Source organism: Nonomuraea turkmeniaca (assembly GCF_005889735.1).
Classification (GTDB): domain Bacteria; phylum Actinomycetota; class Actinomycetes; order Streptosporangiales; family Streptosporangiaceae; genus Nonomuraea; species Nonomuraea turkmeniaca.
The window spans coordinates 1-20,634 of the sequence record NZ_VCKY01000193.1; the positions used below are offsets into that span (position 1 = coordinate 1).

The 20,634-nt window shown below is 70.5% G+C and carries 20 protein-coding genes and 1 riboswitch; of the genes, 9 read left to right on the forward strand and 11 right to left on the reverse strand.

The features are described from left to right. The 7 genes from ETD86_RS39725 to ETD86_RS39755 form a co-directional block, all read left to right on the forward strand. Nucleotides 1-1,408 (forward strand): YcaO-like family protein (locus ETD86_RS39725; protein ID WP_138671790.1); only part of this gene is annotated, 1,408 nt, incomplete at its 5' end. 17 nt (nt 1,409-1,425) lie between these two features. Then, complete coding sequence (locus ETD86_RS39730; RefSeq protein ID WP_138671791.1) at nt 1,426-2,904, forward strand: SagB family peptide dehydrogenase; 1,479 nt, start codon at nt 1,426-1,428, stop codon at nt 2,902-2,904. A 46-nt stretch (nt 2,905-2,950) separates the two neighbouring features. Further along, nucleotides 2,951-3,130: a hypothetical protein gene (locus ETD86_RS39735; RefSeq protein WP_138671792.1), complete on the forward strand. Its 180-nt coding sequence runs from the start codon at nt 2,951-2,953 to the stop codon at nt 3,128-3,130. 55 nt (nt 3,131-3,185) lie between these two features. Then, on the forward strand, nt 3,186-5,732 hold the full coding sequence (locus tag ETD86_RS39740) for a lantibiotic dehydratase (RefSeq protein ID WP_138671793.1): 2,547 nt from the start codon (nt 3,186-3,188) through the stop codon (nt 5,730-5,732). Beyond that, nucleotides 5,729-6,742, forward strand: a complete 1,014-nt coding sequence (locus tag ETD86_RS39745; RefSeq protein WP_138671794.1) for a lantibiotic dehydratase C-terminal domain-containing protein — start codon at nt 5,729-5,731, stop codon at nt 6,740-6,742. The genes ETD86_RS39740 and ETD86_RS39745 overlap by 4 nt, the downstream gene beginning before the upstream one ends. A gap of 3 nt (nt 6,743-6,745) precedes the next feature. Next, on the forward strand, nt 6,746-7,852 hold the full coding sequence (locus ETD86_RS39750; RefSeq protein ID WP_138671795.1) for a thiopeptide maturation pyridine synthase: 1,107 nt from the start codon (nt 6,746-6,748) through the stop codon (nt 7,850-7,852). A gap of 190 nt (nt 7,853-8,042) precedes the next feature. Next, nucleotides 8,043-8,429, forward strand: a complete 387-nt coding sequence (locus ETD86_RS39755) for a hypothetical protein (protein WP_138671796.1) — start codon at nt 8,043-8,045, stop codon at nt 8,427-8,429. Nucleotides 8,430-8,476: 47 nt separating this feature from the next. On the opposite strand, the gene ETD86_RS39760 is transcribed toward ETD86_RS39755, so the two are convergent. From ETD86_RS39760 to ETD86_RS39775, 4 genes are all read right to left on the reverse strand, one after another. Then, a complete protein-coding gene (locus tag ETD86_RS39760; RefSeq protein WP_138671797.1) occupies nt 8,477-8,773 on the reverse strand; it encodes an antibiotic biosynthesis monooxygenase in 297 nt (98 codons plus the stop codon). A gap of 79 nt (nt 8,774-8,852) precedes the next feature. Beyond that, nucleotides 8,853-9,461, reverse strand: a complete 609-nt coding sequence (locus ETD86_RS39765; protein WP_138671798.1) for a hypothetical protein — start codon at nt 9,459-9,461, stop codon at nt 8,853-8,855. A 106-nt stretch (nt 9,462-9,567) separates the two neighbouring features. Then, nucleotides 9,568-9,747: a hypothetical protein gene (locus ETD86_RS39770; protein ID WP_138671799.1), complete on the reverse strand. Its 180-nt coding sequence runs from the start codon at nt 9,745-9,747 to the stop codon at nt 9,568-9,570. A gap of 5 nt (nt 9,748-9,752) precedes the next feature. Then, the gene (locus tag ETD86_RS39775; RefSeq protein WP_138671800.1) at nt 9,753-10,553 is read right to left on the reverse strand and encodes an MOSC domain-containing protein; all 801 of its coding nucleotides are present in this window, start codon (nt 10,551-10,553) and stop codon (nt 9,753-9,755) included. Between the two features lie 34 nt (nt 10,554-10,587). Between ETD86_RS39775 and ETD86_RS55875 the strand changes: the two genes are divergently transcribed. Continuing rightward, nucleotides 10,588-10,737, forward strand: coding sequence for a hypothetical protein (locus ETD86_RS55875; RefSeq protein ID WP_170223501.1), 150 nt, complete (start codon nt 10,588-10,590; stop codon nt 10,735-10,737). A 6-nt stretch (nt 10,738-10,743) separates the two neighbouring features. Here ETD86_RS55875 and ETD86_RS39780 read toward each other — a convergent pair whose 3' ends face one another. From ETD86_RS39780 to ETD86_RS39800, 5 genes are all read right to left on the reverse strand, one after another. Next, the gene (locus tag ETD86_RS39780) at nt 10,744-12,057 is read right to left on the reverse strand and encodes an ATP-binding protein (protein ID WP_138671801.1); all 1,314 of its coding nucleotides are present in this window, start codon (nt 12,055-12,057) and stop codon (nt 10,744-10,746) included. Between the two features lie 326 nt (nt 12,058-12,383). After that, a complete protein-coding gene (locus ETD86_RS39785; RefSeq protein ID WP_138671802.1) occupies nt 12,384-13,838 on the reverse strand; it encodes an MFS transporter in 1,455 nt (484 codons plus the stop codon). 71 nt (nt 13,839-13,909) lie between these two features. After that, the gene (locus ETD86_RS39790) at nt 13,910-14,398 is read right to left on the reverse strand and encodes a MarR family winged helix-turn-helix transcriptional regulator (RefSeq protein ID WP_138671803.1); all 489 of its coding nucleotides are present in this window, start codon (nt 14,396-14,398) and stop codon (nt 13,910-13,912) included. 77 nt (nt 14,399-14,475) lie between these two features. Next, the gene (locus tag ETD86_RS39795) at nt 14,476-15,003 is read right to left on the reverse strand and encodes a GNAT family N-acetyltransferase (protein WP_138671804.1); all 528 of its coding nucleotides are present in this window, start codon (nt 15,001-15,003) and stop codon (nt 14,476-14,478) included. 48 nt (nt 15,004-15,051) lie between these two features. Next, complete coding sequence (locus tag ETD86_RS39800; RefSeq protein WP_138671805.1) at nt 15,052-15,993, reverse strand: transglutaminase-like domain-containing protein; 942 nt, start codon at nt 15,991-15,993, stop codon at nt 15,052-15,054. A 537-nt stretch (nt 15,994-16,530) separates the two neighbouring features. Between ETD86_RS39800 and ETD86_RS39805 the strand changes: the two genes are divergently transcribed. Further along, nucleotides 16,531-17,232 carry a hypothetical protein gene (locus ETD86_RS39805; protein WP_138671806.1) on the forward strand — a complete coding sequence of 234 codons (702 nt, stop codon included), beginning with the start codon at nt 16,531-16,533 and terminating at the stop codon, nt 17,230-17,232. A 47-nt stretch (nt 17,233-17,279) separates the two neighbouring features. Here ETD86_RS39805 and ETD86_RS39810 read toward each other — a convergent pair whose 3' ends face one another. Both ETD86_RS39810 and ETD86_RS39815 read right to left on the reverse strand, forming a co-directional pair. Then, the gene (locus tag ETD86_RS39810; protein WP_170223502.1) at nt 17,280-18,905 is read right to left on the reverse strand and encodes a VanW family protein; all 1,626 of its coding nucleotides are present in this window, start codon (nt 18,903-18,905) and stop codon (nt 17,280-17,282) included. A gap of 331 nt (nt 18,906-19,236) precedes the next feature. Next, nucleotides 19,237-20,025 carry a glycoside hydrolase family 25 protein gene (locus tag ETD86_RS39815; RefSeq protein WP_138671808.1) on the reverse strand — a complete coding sequence of 263 codons (789 nt, stop codon included), beginning with the start codon at nt 20,023-20,025 and terminating at the stop codon, nt 19,237-19,239. Between the two features lie 12 nt (nt 20,026-20,037). Further along, nucleotides 20,038-20,182, reverse strand: a riboswitch (cyclic di-AMP (ydaO/yuaA leader). Nucleotides 20,183-20,634 lie beyond the last annotated feature (452 nt).

Genomic DNA, 20,634 nt, shown 5'->3' on the forward strand with positions numbered 1-20,634 from the left:
CCTGTGCCCCGACTGCGGCCGCCGCCCGCCCGACACCCCGGAGTCGGTGCGCCCGCCACCTGGGCCGGCGCGGAAACCGGCCCCCGGTGTGTTCCGGGTGGCCGATCTGGCGGGGAGGGAGGAGGAGCTGCGGGCGATGTTCGTGGACGGGGAGACCGGGCTGATCCAGTCCCTCGTCTCGGACGCGCGGGGCGGCAGCCCGATGGCGGTGGCCCGCCTGGCCCCGGCCCGTACCTCGGACGAGAGTCACCACGGCTACGGCCGATGCGACGACTTCCCCGCGGCCAGGGCCACCGCGATGGTCGAGGCTTTGGAGCGGATCGCCGGCATCCACCCGCGCGCCCGCCGTACCACCGTCGTGGCCGCGTACGCCGACGTGGCCGATCGTGCCCTGGACCCCCGCACGCTGGGCCTCTACCCCGACGACCGCTACGACCTGCCGGGCTTCTGGTTCGCCCCTTTTGACCCAGCCCGCGAGATCTCGTGGGTATGGGGGTATTCGTTCGGCCGGGACGCGCCGCTGCTCGTGCCGGAGAGCTACGTCTACTACGGCCCGCGCTCCGATCCCGGGCTCGCCTACGAGAGCTCCAACGGCTGCGCGGCCGGCGGGTGCGCGGCAGAGGCGGTCCTGTACGGGCTGCTGGAGGTGGCCGAGCGCGATGCCGTCCTGGCGACCTGGTACGCCAGGATGCCGATGTCCCCCGTGGACCTGGAATCGGCCCGCGACCGGCGCATCCCGATGATCGCCGAACGGCTCCGGCACCGCCTCGGCTACGACGTCGAGGCCTACGTGACGGCCATGGAGCAGGGCGTCCCGGTGTTCTGGGTGATGGCCGTGGACCCGGCCGGCGACCCGGAACGCCCCAAGGCCGTCTGCGGCAGCGCCGCCCACCTGGAGCCCGAGCACGCCCTGCGCCGCGCCCTGGTCGAGCTGGGGCCCACCCTGGAAGGCCAGCTCGACCGGTACGACCCGGCGCGGGCCGCCCGGCTCGCCGCCGACTCCGACCTGGTCCGCGTGCTGGAGGACCACCCCATGCTGTACGGGCACCGGGGCGCGTACGACCGGCTGGCGTTCCTTCCAGCAGCAGGCCCCCGCCTGGCCCTCACCGACATACCGGGCTGGCCCGCCCGTGACGACCTCACCGCGGACCTCGCCGAACTGGCGCGGCGTTACCTGGACTCCGGCATGGACGTGATCGCCGTGGACACCACGTCGCCCGAGATGGAAGCGGCCCAGTTGCACTCGGCCAAGGTGATCGTGCCGGGCGCGGTGCCCATCACGTTCGGCCACCGGCACCGGCGTACCCATGGGCTGCCCCGGCTGCTGTCCAGGCCGCGCCTGCTCGGCCACCGCGCCGAGGACCTGCGGCCGGACCAGCTGAACCCGTTCCCCCACCCCTTCCCGTGAGACGGAGCGACGTGACCATGAGCCCCGCGAACACGGCCGTCCACGACTACGTGGCCGCGCTGCGCGAGCGCGGACCGCTCGCCATCGACTGGAGCGCCGCGCCGACCCGGCACAAGCGTTACCCGGACGCCGCCCGCATCGCCCTGCCCCACAACACGAAGGGCCGGTCCCACCTGGGCGAACTCGCGGTCGCGGGAGAGCTGCTCCGCGAGATGCTCGGCATCGCCAGGCTCATCTGGTGCCACCCCACCGACGACCAGGGCCGGCCCGAAGGCGGCCCGCCGCTGCTCCTCCTGGGCCGCCCGGCGCCGTCCGGAGGCGCGCTCTACCCGGTGGAGGCGTACCTGGCCTGCGGCGACCTGTACCACTACGACCCCGTGCACCACGCGCTCGAACGGGTACGCCAGGGTGACCACACGCCTGAGCTGACCGGCTGCCTCGCCGCCCCACCGGCCGCGCCGCCCACCGCGGTGCTGGTGTTGGCGGGGGTGTTCCTGCGGTCGATGTTCAAGTACGGCGACCTCGGATACCGGCTGGTCTGCCAGGAGGTGGGTGTCCTGGCCGCGCAGGCGCTGGCGGTCGGGCGGCGGCTCGGCGTGGACGTGGGCATTCACCTGCGGTTCGCGGACGACAGGGTGGAGCGGCTGCTCGGCCTCGACGGCGCCAGAGAGGGCGCGCTGGCCGTGCTCACTCTGCGCCTGCCGGCGACTCGCCACAGGCACCGGCACCAGCCTCGGGGTCCGTGGGCGCGGGAGAGCGAGCCGCGTCCCCGGCCGCTCCCGGCCGGCCCGGCCGCCGCCCTGCACCAGGCCGCCAGGTCCGATCCCGGCTCGGTCGCGCGGCGGCCCGCGGTGCCGCCGCTGCCGCAGGGTCCCGGGCTGGCGCTCCCGGACCCGCCGCCGGTGCGGCTCGCCGACGGCGTGACCCGCCGCGCCTCCCCGCCGGCGGGCTACCGGCCGGAGCCGATCCCGCTGCGCTCGCTGGCCGCCGTGCTGGCCGAGGCGGCGCGGCCGTACCCGGGGGACAGCCTGGGGACGGTGGCGCTGTACCTGCTGGTGCAGCGGGTCCGCGGCCTGGCCACAGGGGCGTACCGCTACGACGCGGTCAGGCACGTGCTGCACCGGGTGGGGACGACGGCCGTGCCGGAGGCCGGGAGGCTCCTGGCCAACACCAGGAACGCCCTGCGCACCGCCGCCTTCGCCCTCGTGCCCGTCACCGATCCGCTGGCGGGCAGGGGTGCGCGCTGGTACCGGACGCGGCAGATCGAGGCCGGGCTGACGGCGCACCAGGCCGCGCTGGCCGTGGCGGCGCTCGGCCTGGCGGCACGCCTGCACACCGACGGCGCCGACGCCGCCGACCAGGCACTTGGACTCGCGGGGACCCGCTGGAGGAGCCTGACCTTCCTCCTCGCAGGAACCCCGCGCGCGGGCGGTCCCATGCTGGCCCGCCCGATCCACCGTCCGACGACCCGAGGAGGTGGCGCCGAACCGTCCTGAGCCGCGCCGAAGAAGGATCACAGCTCAATCCGACTGAAGGAGAACCATGAGCAACGAAATCCTGCCGCTCGACCTCAGCGGCCTCGAAGTGGCTTCCATCGATGTCCTGTCCGCCGACTCGATCGTGGTGGAGGGACACGGAGCCATCGAGACGGGCGCGTCCTCGTACAGCCCGTACTGCTCCTCCTACATGCAGGCGTGCAGCTGCTGGGTGCCCGAGCAGTAGTGAGATCACATAGGCCGGGGGCGCTCTTCCGCGTCCCCGGCCGCTAGGAGCCTTCATGCGCCGAGCAGTCAGGTACATGGTCGCGCCCGTGTTCGGGGTGCGGGTCGCGAGCGTGCCGGTGGAGCGGCTGGAACGGATGCGCTGCGCCGAGACGTGGGCGCTGGTGGACGAGCTGGCCGAGGTCTCGGACTGGCTGGCCCGCGAGGGCGCCGAGTTGTCCGAGCCGCTGCACGAGGCCGTCGGCGCCGCCGCGGGGACGCCGGCGAAGCCGCTGCTCGTGGCGTTGCGGCGGGCGGTGTTCGGGGGCCGCCGTCCGGACCGGCGCAGCCTGGAAGCGCTCGCGCACCTGCCCGGCGAGCTCGCCCGGCGGGTCGAGTCGTGGCTGGAGCGCCGCGAGCACCGGGACCGCGTGCGGCGGCGGCTGCCCGAGGTGCTCGCCGCGGAGGTGGACGCCGAGGTTGAGGCCCTGCGGCAGGCGGTGAGTGCTCCCGCCTTCCGCCGCGGGCTCGCCCAGGGCAGCCCGGTCCTGTCCGCCCAGGTGGACCGCTGGCTCGCCGGCCGCCGGCCCGGCCGCCAGGAGCTGCTCGGCCTGGCCAGGTACGTGGCCAGGGCCGCGGCCAAGACGAGCCCGTACGCCACCTTCACCTTCAGCGGGCTCGGCGAATGGACGGCCGGTGGGCCCGCCGTGCAGCCGCCGGACACCCTGGACTGGCAGGGGGTCGTCGAGCTCGACCGGGCGGTGCTGCAGCCGGTGTGGGCGGCGCTGACCAGACATCCCGAGGTGTACGCGCGAGCGCGGCTGCGGGTCAACCCGGCGGCGTTCGACGACGGGGAGCGGATCTGGTTCCTCGGGCCCGGGCCTACTGAGCGGCTGTCCAGCGTGCCGGCCGGGAAGGACGTGCGGGCGGCGCTGGCCTGGCTGCGCGCGCATCCGGACGCCATGGCCGGGTCGGTCCCCGGCCTGCGGCCGCTGGTGCAGGCGGGGCTCGTCGAGCTGGTCCCGCCCTACGACGAGCAGGGAGCCGACCCGGTGGGCGCCCTCGCGTCCTGGCTGCCGGTGCCGTCACTGGCGGCGACCGTGCGGCGCATCTCCGAGGCCGCCCACGGTGACGATCGCCGCAAAAGCATCGACACCGTGCGGGAGGCGCTGGAAGAGCTGCTCTCCCCAGGGGCGCGGGCTCATCCTTGGCTGCCGGACAAGAACCTGTGCCCGGAAAGTGCCTTGCTGACGGGTGTTGCCGGGCGGTGCGGGGCCGGCGCGTGGCAGGCGGCCCTGGATGATCTGGATGTCGTCCGCCACCTGCTCGGGTTGTTCGACTCCGACCTGCCCGCCAAGGTGAGCGCCGCGGCCTACTTCCTTGATCGATATGGACCCGGCGCCTCCGTGCCGGCGCTCACCTTCTACCGTGACCTGCACACCGCGGACCAGCCCGGTCCGGCGGGGCTGATGGTGCGGGAGCTGCTGGGCAACCCCCTGGCCACCCCGGGCGGTGCTGGGCCGCCCGACCTGCCGGGGATGCGGGCGCTGGCGGCGGCCCGCCGGCGCTTCTGGCAGGCCGCGAACGCGGGACCCGGCGGCGCCGCGGTCTGTCTGACGGCTGCGGAGCTGGCCGGGCTGGCCGCCGAGTGGCCACCGTTCGTCCAGGCGCCCGGGTCGGTGTGCTGCTACGTGCAGGCGGTGCCCGCCCCGGACGGTCTGCGCCTGGTCCTCGGCACCGTCTCCGCCGGGTACGGCCGTGGGCTGTCCCGCCTGCATCGCCTGATCACCCTCGCCGGTGGTCAGCCGCCGCCCGCCATGCATCTGCGGGCCCCGGAGGCTGACGTCCGCCTGGCCGAGTGCCGGGCCATCGCGGGCGGCGGCCTGAACCTCCGCACCGCCACCGCCGACGTCGCCCTCGCCTACCCCGGCACAGCGCCCGGGGATCCGGCCGCGGTCCTCGGTGACGGTGCGGGCGAAGGCGAGGTGCCCGAGGTTTCGGTGGTCGAGCTCGCGATCACCTATGATCCGGCCACCGAGCGCCTGGTCCTCCGTGACGCCGCCGGGTGCCGGGTCCGGCCCGTGCACCTCGGGCTGGCCGCCCAGCACTGGTTGCCGCCCGCACTCCAATTCCTCATCCGGGTCTTCGGCGAGCCAGCCACGGCGATGGTGCCCGGCTGGGTGTTCCGCGCGGGTGGTGACGTGCCCCCGCCGGGCGCCGTGGAACGCTGGCCGCGTCTGGACGTGGGCCGCGTGACCCTGGCCCGCGCCTGCGTACGCCTTCGCGCCGGCGACTTCCCCGTACCGCTGCCGGGCGAGGGCGACGCCGCGTACCTGCCTCGGCTGGCCGGCTGGCTGGCCGGGCACGGGGTGGCGCGCCGGTTCTTCGCCCGTGTGGTGGACCTCCGCGAAGGTCTGGGCACCGGCCTGCTGAGCAAGGGACGTAAGCCGATGTACGTGGACGTGACGGACCACCTCCTGCTCACCGGGTTCATCCGGTCGATCGGCGATCCCGATGCCCTGATGGTGCTGGAAGAAGCCCTTCCCGACCTGGCCGACGCCCCCGCGTACGGCGACGGGGGCCGCCATGTCACCGAGTACGCCGTACAGGTGTCGCGGTCGTGAGCGGGCGGCGGTGGGTGAGCGCGCACCTGTTCCACTACGGCGATCTCGACGCGCTGGTGACCGAGGTCGTGACCCCCGTCGTCGACGCGCTGGACGCGGACGAGCACTTCTTCCTGCGGTACTGGGAGGGCGGCCAGCACGTCCGGCTGCGGCTGAAGACGGCCGACCCCGACCGGGCCCGTGACCTGGTGCGTTCGGCCGCTGCCCGGCACTTCACCCGCCACCCCTCCACACCCCCGTTCGGACAGGACGTCTACCGCCGCTTCGCCGCGGTCGTCGCCCGGGAGGAGCGCAGGGAACACTTCGACGAGCGGCTGCGGCCGGCCGGAACGGTCGAGTTCATCGCGTACCGGCCGGAGCACGCCGCCTACGGGGACGAGGCCTGCCTGGCGGCCGTGGAGCGCCACTTCACCGACTCCAGCACGCTGGCCCTGCGCGTGCTGGCTGCGGGCACGCCGATGGACCAGCGGGTGGCCATCGGCCTGGCGGCCCTGACGATCACCCTGGCCGTCGCCGAACCCGACCTCGCCGCAGCCGCGACCCGCATCGCCGAGACCGCTCCACCCGACACCACCCGCCTCGCCGCATCCGGCTCGGCTGCATCCGGCTCGGCTGCATCCGGCTCGCACGCGGCCGCTCGGCCCGCCGCGCCTCCGCCGGTCGAGCCTCCGCCGGTCGAGCCTCGGCAGGGCGCGCTGCTGCGCCAGACCACGAACCTCTGGAGCTCGACTCCCGCAGGCGTGCTGGGGACCTGGCGGGAGTCGATCCAGCGGTTGCGCGACGCGCTCGACCCGCTGCAGGCGGCAGGCCGGTGCCGCCCGCAGGATCCGGGTTCACCGCACGCCCACCTGGCGATGGCCGTGCCGCCCGCCCGCCGTACCGTGCCCCTCATCCTCCTGCGATGCGCCCACCTCTTCCACAACCGCCTGGGGCTCGGCCGCGAAGCCGAGTTACGGACGTCATCCCTGCTCGCCAGCACCCTGACCGATCTCGCCGCATCGCGGAGGTAACCTATGCCCACCTGGCACTGCGCCCACGTCTACTACCACGCCGACAGGGACGCCCTGTTGCTGGGCGCCGTACGTCCGCTGCTGGCGCGGGTGCGGGAGCACGTCGAGGCGGCGTACGTGCTCAGACACTGGCGCCAGGGCCCGCACGTGCGGATCAACATACGCACGTCGCCGGATACATGGCGGGATGTCGTCAGGCCCGCCCTCGACGAGATCGTCGGCGACTACCTGAAGGCACACCCGTCCACCACGACCCTCGACCCCGAGGAGAGCCTCGGCAGGCACCGGCTGATGGCCATGCGGGAGGAGGAACGCGGCCCGCTCACACCGTGGCGGGCCGACAACTCCATTCACGAGGAACCGTTCGACTCCCGCCATCATGTGCTCGGCAACGACCTGGCGGTGGACCTGCTCACGTCCTTCTACACCGACAGCACGGACCTGCTGTTCGACATGCTGGAACACGAAGGCGGCAAACTCGGCGTGGCCATGAACCTCATGCTGACCGTCGCCCACACGTCACAGCCGATCACCAGCAGCTACATGTCGTTCCGGTCCCACGCGGAGGGCTACCTGACCTGGGCGGCCGACCCCGCCGCCTCCCGGGCCGCGTTCGACCGCGCCTACGCCGCCCAGCGCGACGCGCTGGTCGCGCGGGTCCGCGACGTGATCCGCGCGCTGGACGAGCCCGCGTCCGAGCCGATGCCGTTCGTACGGGAGTGGGCCGCCCTCATGGACGCCTACCGCGACCGCGCCGGCGACCTGGTCCAGCCCATGACCGGGCCGGGAGAGGCACCCATCCAGGCGCCGCGACGCGAGCAGAGCGAGCTCCACCGGCTCATCTTCGACAGCCCCGCCTACCACGACGCCGTCTTCTCCGACCCGGCGTTCCTGCGGTACCGGGTGCTGCTCAACTACACGTACCTGCACCTCACCCGCCTGGGCCTGACCCCGCTCGAACGGTTCCACCTGTGCCATCTGACGGCCAACGCGGTGGAGGACGCGTACGGGGTGCCGGGGCTGGAGCTGATCCGGCGATACGTACAGAGCGGTAAGGTGGCCGACCCCCCTGAAGGCGATGCCCCTGAGGCGGCCGCCTTGACAACCTGAACGTCACCCTCGCCGGTACACCCTGCTGACGCACTGCCGCGACTGGCGGGATGAATGTCGCCTAAATGGGCGGGTGTCTAAGTTTGCGGGTCTAGGTGGCGAACACTGCGTGTCAGACCTTTTGTCATGACGGCTGGCTGGTCAAAGATCGGCAACGAGCGGCGAATGATCCGCTCAAGCCTGAAGGGGAATGATGAAGAAACTGATCAAGACGGCAGTGGTCGGCATCGGCGTGGCGGCGGCGAGCCTCGCTCTCGCGCAGCCGGCCTCGGCCGCCTCGTTCACCTGGAACGTCGGCGACGGCACCGTCTCCTACAACGACGGTACGGACACCATCTGCGCCCAGGCGTACAACAGCGAGGGCCCGCGCTGGGTCGAGGTGGTGCTGGCTCCGGTCAACGGGGGCGGCCCCTCGTACACCTGGCGGGACAACAACAACTACTACGGCCACTCGGGCAGCACGTGCCGTAGCCTGGCCACCGCCTACGAGGACACCTACTACCGCGCCACGGTCAGGACCTACTGGGGCGAGCGGGGCACCATCGTGAGCCGCGGCTCCAAGACCTTCTACAGCTAGTCGCGCCGGGCGACGGCGCGGCACCGCGCCGTCGCCCCCGCCTGCCTCTATCGCACCGGTACGGCCAGCTCGCGGCCGCGGTAGAAGCCCTCTCGCTCCTCCACGACGTACGGGGCCATGACCGCACGCCGGTGGCTCTCACCCTCGGAGGCCCGCCAGGAGTCGCACGCCTCCTTCGAATCCCAGAACGACACCCCGGTGATCTCCTGCTCGTCCTCGGTCCAGTACGCGTAGGCGTGACGCAGGCCCTCCGGATACGGGTCCGGGCGCCAAGCCCGTTCGAACTCCTCCAACGTGCCCGGCCTGATGCGGCGTGTCGTCACCCAGATGAAGTGTTCCCTCATCAGAGCCTCCTCTGGAACACAGGTTCGGCTTGATGACCCTCCCTCACTTCCACGATAGTCCGTGGTGCCGGCCGCAGGCTCAGCTGCCGTGCGAGAGCCGATGGCGCAGCCAGTCCAGGTCCCGGGGGCCGATGACGCGCATGCCCAGGAACCATTCACACAGCGCCCGGCGGGCGTCGGGGCCCGTCAGCCCCGGTACGTGAGCCTCCACAAGCTCTTCCCGCAGGTGCTCGATGCGTTTGCGCACCTGGTCACGACGGAGCCCGAGCAGGTCGGCCGTCTCCTGATACGTCAGCGGGCGGGGGTCGTAGTCGGGGTAGCGGCGCAGATAGCCCGAGGCCATCGCGACCAGCGCCGCGCGGCGTGCCTCCGTCATCGGGGGCACACGGCAAGCGGTGCTCACCGGGTCGACCGGGTTCAAGCTGTCCGTGGTGGCGGCGTCCGACGAGGGGGCCGAGACGTGCAGCACGTGAGTCCAGGTGTTCCACCTGGTACGCCAGTGAGCCAGAGACTCCTGCAGCCCGCTGCGTAATATCTTCACCGCGACGGGCTCCCAGCCGCCGGCCACGGCCGTGACCGCGTACCACAATTCCGCCTCGCCGCCGTGGCCAACCTGCCTGACCAGCCGGTACTTGTCCGGTTCCTCCGCAGGCCCCACGAAGCAGGTGTTGTCGACCTGGGTCGGCATTCGTCCTCTCCCGTCAGACTCGGTCGCTCTGCCACCGAAGCTTGATGCCTGAGCCGCCCGGTCGTCTAGGGAAGGGCTTCCCATTGGAGTGCCACGTCCTGATGCGCTAACGGGCCGTCATGGCACCGTCCACGGTCATCGGCGGACCGGTCACGAACGACGCGGCATCGGAGTTGGGCCAGGCGATCGCCTCACCGATCTCCGAAGGATTGGCGTACCGCCCAGGGGTGCGCCCACTGGTGGGGGTGGTCTTGGTGATGGCCCCGGACCAGCGCGAGGACGACAACGCGGTCAGCTCGCGTTTGCGGGCCTCACCGGATCGCCGAGCCGGAGCCGTCCCGCGTTCCGCGGCACCAGGCGGATGCCGAACCAGGTCTTGCCGTCCCAGCGGCGGTACTTGGCCAGGGTGCGGATCGGCTCCTTGCCCTTGACCAGGGTCACCGGGTCGATGGTGGTGACCGCGCAGCGGTCGCACAACTCGGAGACACGGAAGTCGATCTCGCCGATCCTGACCTCGGTCCAGGAGTCCTCGGCGTACGGCTCGGCGCCGTCGATCACCACGCTGGGGCGGAACCGCGCCATGTCGAGCGGGGTGTCCCCGCCGATCTGCCCGTCCAGGACGCGCAGCGACGCGGCGGACGTCAGCAGCAGCGGCGCGTCCCACGCGAAGCTGACCACCTCGCCGGGCAGGCCGCCGTGAGCCGGATCGATGGTACGGCGGTTCGGGTCGTCCAGCCAGACCAGCCGGGCGGGGCGGCCAAGGAGCCGGGTGAACCACGCGTGGGCGTCGTCATCGGCGGCGATCGCCCGATCCAGGCCGCTGAAGCCCACCGGCACCGGCTCCCCGGCGGCCTTGGCGACCTTCAGGTCGGGCAGGCCGGGGGCGGACAGGAGCAGGCCGCCGCCGTCCATGTTCCCCGCGCGGACGGACGCCATCCGGGGATGCTCACCGAGCCAGAGATTGTCGCCTGCCTCGTCGACGACCGCCCACCGCCGATCTCCGGCCAGCCCCCAGGGCTCCACGGTGGCTTCGGGAACGGGACACCCGGCACCAGATTTAACGGGATAAATCCGGATATCGACCAATCTCATGATCGAATTCTAGAGCCAGCGGAGAGTACTCACAATGCCATTCAGAAGGGGTGCCACGGTAGGCACGCTGCTGCTGCTCGTTGCGCCGTTGTGGGCGCCGGCTCTGTCGGCGATGCTGGTCGGCATCGTCGTCGCGATCACCGCGATCACCGCGATCACCGCGATCACCACGCGCGACTCGTGAAGCCGGTCAGCTTCGCGGAAGGCGCAGGATGAGTCGCCCCCCTGGGCCGCTGCCGACTTCCAGCGTGCCCCCATGAGCCCTGGCGATGTCACGGGCGATCGGCAACCCCAGCCCGCTTCCCCCGGTATCCCGGGACCGGCTGTGTTCGAGCCGGGTGAACCGCTCGAACACCCGCTCCCGCTTTTCCAGGGGAATCCCCGGCCCGTCGTCCAGCACTTCCACCTCCGCCTGATCCGCGCACTCCCGGACGGAGATCCACACCCGGGATTCGCCGTACCGATCGGCGTTGGACAGCAGATTCGTCAGCAGCCGCCCCAGCCGCAACCGGCTCCCCTGGACATGCAGCTCGGGCTCCACATCGATGGTCATGGGCAACCGGCTGGGCCGCCGCGCGATCTCCTCCTCGACCAACTGGCCGAGATCGATCCGCTCATGTTTCACCGGCGCGCTCGCGTCCAGCCGGGCCATCAGGAGCAGGTCGTGCACGATGTCGGACAGCCGCTGCGCGTCCTTGATCGCCGCCCGCCACTCCTTCTCGTCCAGGTCCCCGAGCCCCGACTCCAGTCGTACGAGGAGTGCGGCGATGGGTGTGCGCAGCTCGTGGGAGGCGTCCGAGACGAAACGCCGGTGCCGCTCCACGGCGTCCTCCAGCCGCGCCAGGGTCTCGTTGGCGGTGGTGGCCAGTTCGGCGACCTCGTCCTTCGTGTCGGGTACGTCGATGCGCCGGCTCAGATCCTGGGCTCTGATGTGCTCCAGCCCCGACCGGATCCGCTCCACGGGGGCGAGCACATGCCCGGTCCCGTACCAGGCGCCCCATCCCATCAGCGCCACCAGCGCCGCCGCCGAGCCCCACAGGAGCATGGGCAGGAACGGCGATGTCAGCAGGAACGGCTCCCGCATGGCCGCGTAGGCGACGACGGGGCCGTACACGCTGGTGGGGTTGCTCGTTCCCACCACGACCATGCAGCCGTTGGGCCGGCACACGCGATCCTGAACCCTCGAGTCGCCCTCGGCCGGCCGGGCCTGAGTGAGGACCTGCCAGGAGGCGCGCCCGTCGTTGGCGGCCACCACCCGGCCGGATGCGTCCACGACCTGCATGATCTGCACGCTGTCCCGCGGCGGAATGGGGCCGGTGAAGTGCGTCTTGTCGATGGTGGTGGCGAGGCGGCGGCTGGCGCCGTCCGCATGGGTGATGAGGTCGGCTCGCGCCATTGCCGGATACACCAGTGAGATCACGAGCACCCCGGAAAAGACGATGGCCCCGAATACGGTCACCGTCGCGATCGTCATCCTGGCCCTGATGGAGCGGCCCCACACCATGCTCACACTGTGTCACGCAGGGTACAAATCCCAGGTAAAACGGGATGTGTCCGATGCCCGAGTGCATACGCGGCCGCTGACGCGCTGTAGGCGATACCGCAGCGTGCACTCCGAAGAACGCGACACCGGCTTCGAGCCGACCCTCGCCCGGAAACCGAAGATGTGGGAGGCGCTGGGGCACGCGTTGGCGGTCGTGAAGCGCGGATGAGATCGCCGTTTGGCGATGTACCGGGGGAGGGAGCGCACACCGTCGCGCCCGTGGGCGAACCGCCTTGACCAGCCGGGAACCGCCCGGCGGGCGAAGCGCGCCGGGCGGGAGGGATGGCTCAGGAGGTCGCAGAGGGCTGGGGCTCGCCGGACGGGGCGGGCTCGTCGGACTCGGACGGGGCGGGGCGGCGCAGGATGGTGAGCGCCACGGCGAAGGCTGTGAGCAGCAGCCCCGCCGAGATGCCGAACGCCAGCCGGTAACCCCCGGTCAGCGCCGCGGCCTGGCCGGCTCCTGCGGCCAGCAGTTCACCGGTGCGCGAGGCGGCCATCGTGGACAGCACCGCCACGCCGATGGCCATGCCCACCTGCTGGGTGGTGTTGAACAGCCCGGAGGCCAGCCCCGCGTCGCTCTCCCGCGCGCCGGACATGCCGAGCGTGGCCAGCGTCGGAAGCACCAGACCGCCGCCCGAGATCAGCAGCATCGCCGGGAGCAGGTGAGTGACGTAGCCGGCGTTCACGGTGATCTGGGTGAGCAGGAGCATCGCCGCGATGAGCAGCGCCAGGCCGGCGATCAGCACGGTACGGGCGCCGAAGCGGGCGCTGAGCCGGGCCGAGACCAACAGCGAGATCGAGCCGATGCCCACCGCGGCCGGGAGCATCGCCAGCCCGGTGTCCAGCGCCCCGTATCCCAGGACCCGCTGCATGTAGAGCGCGACGAGGACCTGGAAGGCGAACATCCCCGACAGGGCCAGCATCTGGGCGAGGTTGGCGCCGACGACGTTACGCGAGCGCAGGATCCGCAGCGGCATGAGCGGGGCCTTGGCGGTGGCCTGCCGCGCCACGAACCCGGCGAGCAGGGCCAGTGACACCGCGCCGAGGCCGAGCGTGTGGGCGGCGAGCCAGCCGTACTCCTCGGCCTTGACCACGGTGTAGATGCCCAGCATCAGACCGGTGGTCACCAGCACGGCCCCGGCGATGTCCGCGCCGGCGGACAGGCCGATGCCGCGGTCGGCGGGCAGCACCACCAGCGCGAGCACGATGGTGACCACGCCGATCGGCACGTTGATGTAGAAGATCCACGGCCAGCTCAGGGCATCGGTGAGCACGCCACCCAGGACTTGGCCGATCGAGGCGCCGGCCGCCCCGGTGAAGCTGAAGATCGCAATGGCCTTGCCCCGCTCGCCGGCGTCGGTGAACAACGTCACCAAGATGCCCAGGACCACGGCGGAGGCCAGCGCGCTGCCCACGCCCTGCAGGAACCGGGCGGCGATCAGCAGGCCGGGATCGGTGGCCGCGCCGGCCAGCACGGAGGCGGCGGCGAAGACCGTGTTCCCGGCCAGGAACATCGTCCGGCGCCCGATCAGGTCGCCCAACCTCCCGGCCAGGAGCAGCAACCCGCCGAAGGGGATCAGGTAGGCGTTGACGATCCAGCTCAGCTCCGCGCCCGAGAAGCCCAGGTCCTTCTGGATGGCGGGCATCGCCACCGTCACGATGCTGCCGTCCAGGATCGTCATCAGTCCCGCCGCGGACAGCACGCCCAGCGCGGTCCAGCGCGAGTTACGCACGTACGACATGGTCTCTCCCGTCTCAGGTCGACAGGAGAGACCGTAGCAGATAGTTCCGTAATAGACGATCCTCTTCGGATCTACTTTGCGCGCTCCCGTGCCCGGCGGGCCTGCTGCGGACCCTCGGCGGGGGCGGCGAGATGCCCGCCGACCAGGCGGTTCAGCGCGCGTACCAGGACCTCCCGCTCGTCCGCGGGCAGCGCGTTCAGTGCCGCCCGGTGGACGCCGTCCACGAGCTCCTGGCTGCGCTCGGCGATCGCGGCACCCGCGTCCGTGACCGCGATGATCCGCGCCCGCCGGTCGGTGCTGGACGGGCGGCGCTCGGCGTACCCGGCCTTCTCCAGCGCGTCCACGGTCACCACCATCGTGGTCTTGTCCATGTCGCCCAGCTCGGCGAGCTGGATCTGGGTGCGCTCCTCCTCCAGCGCGTGGACCAGCACGCAGTGCATGCGCGGCGTCAGCCCGATCTCGGCGAGCGCCGCCGTCATCTGGGTGCGCAGCACGTGGCTGGTGTGGTCGAGCAGGAAGGACAGGTCGGTTTCTGTACGAGTGGGAGCCATCGCCGTCATGCCGCCAGCCTACCGAAGTCGTCCCGGTGCGGATTATCTGCGAAGGGACGATCTCCTTGGTCAGGTGAGCCCGTTTCTCAGGTGACGATGGCCCAGACCTGGGCGTCGCGGTGCTCGCCGTTGATGGAGAAAGCCTTGCGGTGGGTGCCCTCGTGGACGAAGCCGAGTCGTTTGGCGGTGGCTATGCTCGGCTGATTCCGCGGGTCGCACAACCATTCGACGCGAGCCATGCCCCGGACCTTCAGCGCCCAGTCGATGAGGACGCGTGCGGCGGCGGTGACCAGCCCCCGGCCGCGTGCCTCGGGCGCAAGCCAGACGCCGATCTCGCATACGCGGTGGGCGGTGTCGAAGGACCGGTACACCACGCCGCCCACCAGGGCCCCCGAGGCGTAGATGCCGAAGATGCGGCCGGTGTCGGAGGCCTGCCGGTCGGCGTGACCCTGCAGGAATGCCCGGGCCGACTCCTCGTCCACGATGGTGTAGGCCCACGAGATCCACGGCTGGAGCGAGTCGCGTACGCGGTCCACGTACGCGGCGAACTCGGCCGCCTGCCATGGTTCCAGCGGACGCAGTTCGGCGTCGTCTCCCAATTCCCGGCTGAGCACCTGTCCCTCCCATGGGTGGCTTCGGAAATCATACGACGTAGATCCATTTCAGAGATCGCGGAGGGTCACTTCACGCGGACCGTTGTACGGGGCCAGTGACAACACCGTTTGCGGTATTCGCAGCCGGTCGTTCTCCGTGTACGTCTTCCGTGCCGCGTCGAACTCCGCCTCCCCGGCCGTCACCTTCGCGACCTGGTCGTAGAGCTCCCGGTCGGCTTCGGTGATGCCGTTGTCGATGTCGGCGATCGCACCCCAGACATCCCACACGAGCGGCTCGGCCTTGTTCAGGGTGGCGAGGTCGAACAGCAGGTTCCCGGCCACGAAGTTCTCGCCGGACAGGATCTGGCCCGGGAAGCTGAGTCCGAACGTCTTCGGGTCCGCCTCACCCGTGCGGATCATCCGCCAGGCGGTGCCGGCGACGAGAAAGCGGTCGCGCGGGATGTCGATGGGATCGAAGTCGAGCTCGAGCGGGCCGGCGATCAGCGGATCGGTGAGTTGAGGATCAGCCAGGCACCATCCGCGCCGGCCGTCCCAGTACTCGCTGATCATGTGGTCGTAGTGGAAGCCGTCGTGGCCGAAGTAGTCGGCGAACCCGTACCGGACTCGAGCGGGAATCCCCTGGTGCCGCAGGAACGAGCAAAGCAGCAGCGCGAAGTCGCGGCACCCGCCGACGAAGCGTTCACCGAGGTCGCGCGGTTGCGTCAAGGGAGCCCCGTTGCGGTCGATGATGACGGCCAGAATGCCGTCGACATAGCGGGTTTCGGCGTCGTTGTGGAGCCGCTCGGGCGGGATGTCGTACCGATAGCTGGGGCCCTCCCACCGATGGATCATCAGGTCACGGGTGATGCGCGAGAGCCTGGCCGGATCCGGCGGCAGATCGGCATAGAGCGCGGCCAGGGCGCCCGGAGTCGAGAAGCTGCTGTGGGTGGCGTAGAAGGCGGCCGCGTCCGGAGGCAGGCCGATGGCAGGCGAGGTGTCGGGATCAGGCATGCGCTCGTCTCAGGTTGGGGGACTTCATAACCGTTTTGCCGCTGAATAGGGAAATAGCGGAAGTAGATGTCGATCGCCAAACCTGTCGCCAGATTCAGTCAGGATTAGCTATAAGCGGTGGTTGTGCCTTGGTGGCTCCACGTCGAATTTGCGACCTTCGCCGTATGAGATCTTGGATCCACACCCGCACGGTGGTGGGGGCGGCGGGAACGTCGCAGCCCGGCTCGCGACTCGTTTCGCCGCCGACCGAGGGCACATCGTCGCGCTGATCGCGCCACTGATCTCCCATCCGGCGACGTGCCGGTCATCATCACCTTCCGCGCAGCTGAGCGCGGCCCATCACCGGCCTGACCACAAGAGGTACGAACGCCGCAGGTCGCGGCTCAACCATTCGGGGACACCTTCATGAGACTTTCACGGTTTCGGCCACTCGCCATGTCCTGCGTCGCTCTCGCGGCCGCCGTATCCGCGAGCGGAACCACCCTCCCCGCCGGCGCCGACGGCGGATCCCGCCCGGACTACCAGGAAAGGTGGGGCGTGATCGGCCGCAATACGCTGGGCGGCCCGAGCGCCGTCCTGCGGCTCGGCCCCTGGGGGCGCAACCCCGTGTCCAACCCCCGTGCCACCGTGCCGCCGCCGTACGGCGTCGGCAGTGTGGGCCTCATCGTCGGCAGTGGTGACGACAAGATCGTGTGGGGCAACGAGAGCGACTTCGCGGGCACGCGGCTCAGCGGCATCAACACGCTGGCGTACTCGGTGTTCGAGGGAGAGACCCCTCCGCTGACGAACACGCCGCCGAACCTCATCCTGGAGGTCGACCCGAACCTCGATCCCGACATCAACTTCACCAGCCTGGTCTTCCTGCCGCTCGACTCCACCAGCCCGGCGGCGCCCGCGAGGCGGCTTCCCAGCAACTGGGAGCGGTACACGCCCAGCGCGCCGGGCAGCGCATGGTGGGCCACCAACAGCGAAACGGCCTCGGCCACGGGCTGCACCCTGTCGAGTCCCTGCTCCTTCAGTGAGCTCAAGGACGCGCTGCCCGACGCGGTGATCACCTTCAGCCTGGGCATCAACAAGGGCAGGGACACCCCGTTCGTCGGCGCCGTCGACGGCGTACGCGTCAACAACCGGATCTTCGACTTCGAGCCGCAAGGAGTGCGTGAGCTTTCGGCGGTGACGAGCTCAAAGGGGAAAGCCTCGCGCAGGAAGGTCAGCGGACGAGGCGGCACCGGCAGCTGATCGCCGGCACGAGGCAGCGTCACCTGGACGAGGTCCCGCCGCCCGAGTCACTTACACGTGAGGCGGGGCTCAGGGTCGTAGACGGTGTGGAACCTCTGCTTGCGCACCACTTTGCCGTCCTGCTTGAAAATCCGCCAGACGTCGATCGCGAAGCCTTCGACGCCCTCCATCGGAATGCACTCCGAGCCGGACTCGGTAAGCGTCGGAAAGGACTTGGTGTCGTAGCGGGGCGAGCTTTGCGACTCGATCTCGTAGCGCTTGGTGCTCCAGAAGTCGACGGTAATCGAGGTGCCGGTGTAGGAGGTTTTGACCAGCACGCCGTACGGGGAGTCGTTGCGCCAGCGGAAGTCCGGCTGCGGGTAGGAGACGGTCGATTCCCGTCCGGCCGGATAACGGGAGATGTAGTACTGGTGGGCCCGGTGCTGCACGTCCTGGAAGCCGCCGAAGAACACCGCGTTGAACATCGTGGTGGCGAACTGGGAGACGCCGCCTCCGACATCGTTGACGAACCGGTTGTTCAAGATCATGGGCGCTTCCACGAACCCACGCGCCTTGTCCCGCTTGCCCACGATTCCGTTGAGCGAGAACGTCTCGCCCGGCTGAACCACGTAGCCGTCCACGATGTCGGCGATGCGGTGGATGTTGGTCACGCGCGGTGCGCAGCAGGGATGCTGAGTGGTGAAGGAACTGACCTTCTCCTTGATGCCGAGCTTCTTGGCTTCCGCCGTGGTCACCCGGGGCTGGGTCTCGGCCAGGGGCGCGTCCACGCTGCGCCGCCCTGAGGCGAGTGCGTCGGAGACGGTCGTGCTGAGAGCCTTGGCGTCGATGCCGCGGCCTGGACGCGCGGGTATGACCCGCGGCCGGCCCTTCGTGATCGTGAACGAGGCGTCGCGCGGCCGCTGCTCCGCGTCAATGAGCTGCTTCTCCAGGCCGGTCAGCACATCGTCGGCGTCGAAGGCAGGGCGTAGTTCTCCCTGGCCGTTGGCGACGAACCGGAGTCCGGCGGCTATCTGGGTCGGCGAAAGCGGGGCCTTCTTCGCACCATTGGCCAGGGTGAGCGGGGCCGCCACTGCCGAGCGGGCCACGGTGGTGGCGACACGCCGCACCTCCGCCGCGGTGACGCTGGGCCGAACCACCTGGGTCGTCAGTGCGATGGAGGGACGATTGCCGGCAAAGGCCTCGCGTACGGCGCGCGCCGCCGCCTCCCGATCGAGTGCGCGGCCCGGCTTGGGGAGGATCGCCTGGGGTTCGACTCCCCGATAGCGGATGCCGCCCTGACGCGGCTTGGTGTCGACGGCCTTGGCGAACTTGCCCAGCCCATCGGCCAGGACACGCTCATCGACCCTGATCTGCGGCTGGAGGTCCCGAGGGCTGCCGAACAGCGAGCGGAAGATGCCCGCGGGAGCGGCGGCGCCGTCCATAGCCGCCTCCACGGTGGCCGGGACGTCGAAGGCCAGCCCGAGTTTCGCCGGGGCGAGGCGTGCCGTCTCGCCTGCCGCGGTCAGTGTCAAGGAACGTGCTCCACGCTTTCCGAGCTCGCGTTCCAGGCGTGCGCGGGCGTCGGCCGCGGAGAGGCCGCCGATGTCGATGCCGGCCACGCGCGTACCCCGGGGCGTCTCACCTGCCAAGATGGTCGCGGGCAGAGCGTACGCGAGGAGCGGGACGGCGATCACGGCCGCCACGATGACCGCCGCTCGCCGATTCCTGCCGCCCGCTCTCATCCGTCGGCCGTCCGCCGGTGGAAATGCGGGTGGGGGAGTTTCGCGCATGACACGTCGATTCATCACATGCCCGCGTGCAGGACGGAGATGGCGCCCAGGCCGGCTGCGGCCCTCAGCCATGGGTCGACATCATGCATGCTGCGAGTCTAGCCACGGGCTACTAATGGTCATCGTAGAATCGGTATTCGCGCGGTCCATGCTCGCCTCCCGTCTCCAGAGCCCTACCGGACGCCCAAGAATCGGGAGAGGCCGGGGGTGGTGCCCCGGCCTCTCCCGCACTTGGTCAGGCAGCGCGGCGGCCCAGGTCGCGCAGCTCGTCGGGGGACAGCGCGGAGACGTTCATGTCGACGGGGTCGTCCGTGTACTGGTGGATGGTCCAGGACTTCCAGTCGGCGGGTGGGGTGACCGCACCCTTGGGCTTGCTGTAGTGGGCGACCCACAGCGGGTACTCGGCCAGGCCCTTGCCGTAGGTGTCGGCGAAGTTCCAGCCGCTGTAGAACATCGGGGTGACCCCGGTCTTGGCCTTCACGTGCGACAGCCACGCCTTGGCCCAGGCGTTGACCTCGGCGACGGACTGGCCGTCGGTGGTCTCCAGGTCGAGGACGAGCAGGTCGCCGGCCTTGGCGGGCTGGGAGTTCACCATGGAAAGGAAGTGCTCGGCCTCGGCGATGGGGTCGTTGCTGGGGTGCCCATAGTGGTACGCCCCGCGCACGATCCCCTTCTTGTCCAGCTCGCCCCAGTGTCTGGCGAACGAGGCATCACGGAAGTCCGTGCCCTCGGTGGCCTTGATGATGCCGAACTGGGCCGAGCTGGCGCTCCAGTCGTAGTCGGACTCGTACCTGGAGACGTCCACGCCGAAGGCCAGTGATCCGGCTTCCGACTGAGCTTCTTCCACCGGGCTGTGCTGAGCTTCTTGCACCGGGCCGTGCTGGACGGACGAGGCGATCGCCGTGCCGGTCACGCCCGCGAGGGCGGTGGCTCCGGCCAGGATCGCGCCGCCGATGGCGAGGCTGACGCGCTTGGTGGGGAGATCGAGGTGGGTCTTGATTGCGGCAAGCCGGGGCTTGAGCATGAGGGCATTGACTCCTTGCTTCCATGCCGCCTACCGGGTTAGCTGACGGGTTCGGGCCTGGAAGTGCCCTACGGACGTTGCTTGGGCTGGCGTCCGATTCACCCCTGAGTGGATGGGTCCCCGGTCCCGCGAGGCGCGGGTTCGGCGGCCGAACGTCGCCCCAAGGGATCTCTCTCGGGACAGCGCACGGTCCGGTCAACGAATACGCAAAAGGTATATATATCCCCATAGAAAGTGCAAGTGGGGCAAATCGGATCGGGCGCGTCGGCCTTCGAATAGGCGCTGGAATCCCTTGCCAGTAGCGGGTTTGCGGCTGGGTAAAGTTTGCGGCCGGCCACTTCGGGCGCCTGTTCGTCTGGGTCAGTTGGGGACTCTGAGACTGGCGATGCACCGGTGATCCGGCCGGCGGTCCGCGACGCGTCTCCTCGATTCCAAAGCGCCTCGGCAAACCCTGTCCAGGGTCGGAAGTAGGTAAAGGATTGCGTCCGGGATCGCCTGTGCCGTAGGGGATCCCGTTGCCTTGGCCCGAACCTGGCTTGCATCTCTCTATGCGTTTCGCTTACCTTCAAGGACTCAGGGCGTACGCCGGGCAGCACTTCATGCCGCGCG

Excerpts from the sequence above, each read along its gene's own strand:
- ETD86_RS39780 (WP_138671801.1), bottom strand. The coding sequence starts at position 12,057 with ATGGTGTGGGGCCGCTCCATCAGGGCCAGGATGACGATCGCGACGGTG.
- ETD86_RS39760 (WP_138671797.1), bottom strand. The coding sequence starts at position 8,773 with ATGAGGGAACACTTCATCTGGGTGACGACACGCCGCATCAGGCCGGGC.
- ETD86_RS39785 (WP_138671802.1), bottom strand. The coding sequence starts at position 13,838 with ATGTCGTACGTGCGTAACTCGCGCTGGACCGCGCTGGGCGTGCTGTCC.
- ETD86_RS39735 (WP_138671792.1), top strand. The coding sequence starts at position 2,951 with ATGAGCAACGAAATCCTGCCGCTCGACCTCAGCGGCCTCGAAGTGGCT.
- ETD86_RS39790 (WP_138671803.1), bottom strand. The coding sequence starts at position 14,398 with ATGACGGCGATGGCTCCCACTCGTACAGAAACCGACCTGTCCTTCCTG.
- ETD86_RS39740 (WP_138671793.1), top strand. The coding sequence starts at position 3,186 with ATGCGCCGAGCAGTCAGGTACATGGTCGCGCCCGTGTTCGGGGTGCGG.
- ETD86_RS39775 (WP_138671800.1), bottom strand. The coding sequence starts at position 10,553 with ATGAGATTGGTCGATATCCGGATTTATCCCGTTAAATCTGGTGCCGGG.
- ETD86_RS55875 (WP_170223501.1), top strand. The coding sequence starts at position 10,588 with ATGCCATTCAGAAGGGGTGCCACGGTAGGCACGCTGCTGCTGCTCGTT.
- ETD86_RS39755 (WP_138671796.1), top strand. The coding sequence starts at position 8,043 with ATGATGAAGAAACTGATCAAGACGGCAGTGGTCGGCATCGGCGTGGCG.
- ETD86_RS39815 (WP_138671808.1), bottom strand. The coding sequence starts at position 20,025 with ATGCTCAAGCCCCGGCTTGCCGCAATCAAGACCCACCTCGATCTCCCC.
- ETD86_RS39750 (WP_138671795.1), top strand. The coding sequence starts at position 6,746 with ATGCCCACCTGGCACTGCGCCCACGTCTACTACCACGCCGACAGGGAC.
- ETD86_RS39730 (WP_138671791.1), top strand. The coding sequence starts at position 1,426 with ATGAGCCCCGCGAACACGGCCGTCCACGACTACGTGGCCGCGCTGCGC.
- ETD86_RS39765 (WP_138671798.1), bottom strand. The coding sequence starts at position 9,461 with ATGCCGACCCAGGTCGACAACACCTGCTTCGTGGGGCCTGCGGAGGAA.
- ETD86_RS39800 (WP_138671805.1), bottom strand. The coding sequence starts at position 15,993 with ATGCCTGATCCCGACACCTCGCCTGCCATCGGCCTGCCTCCGGACGCG.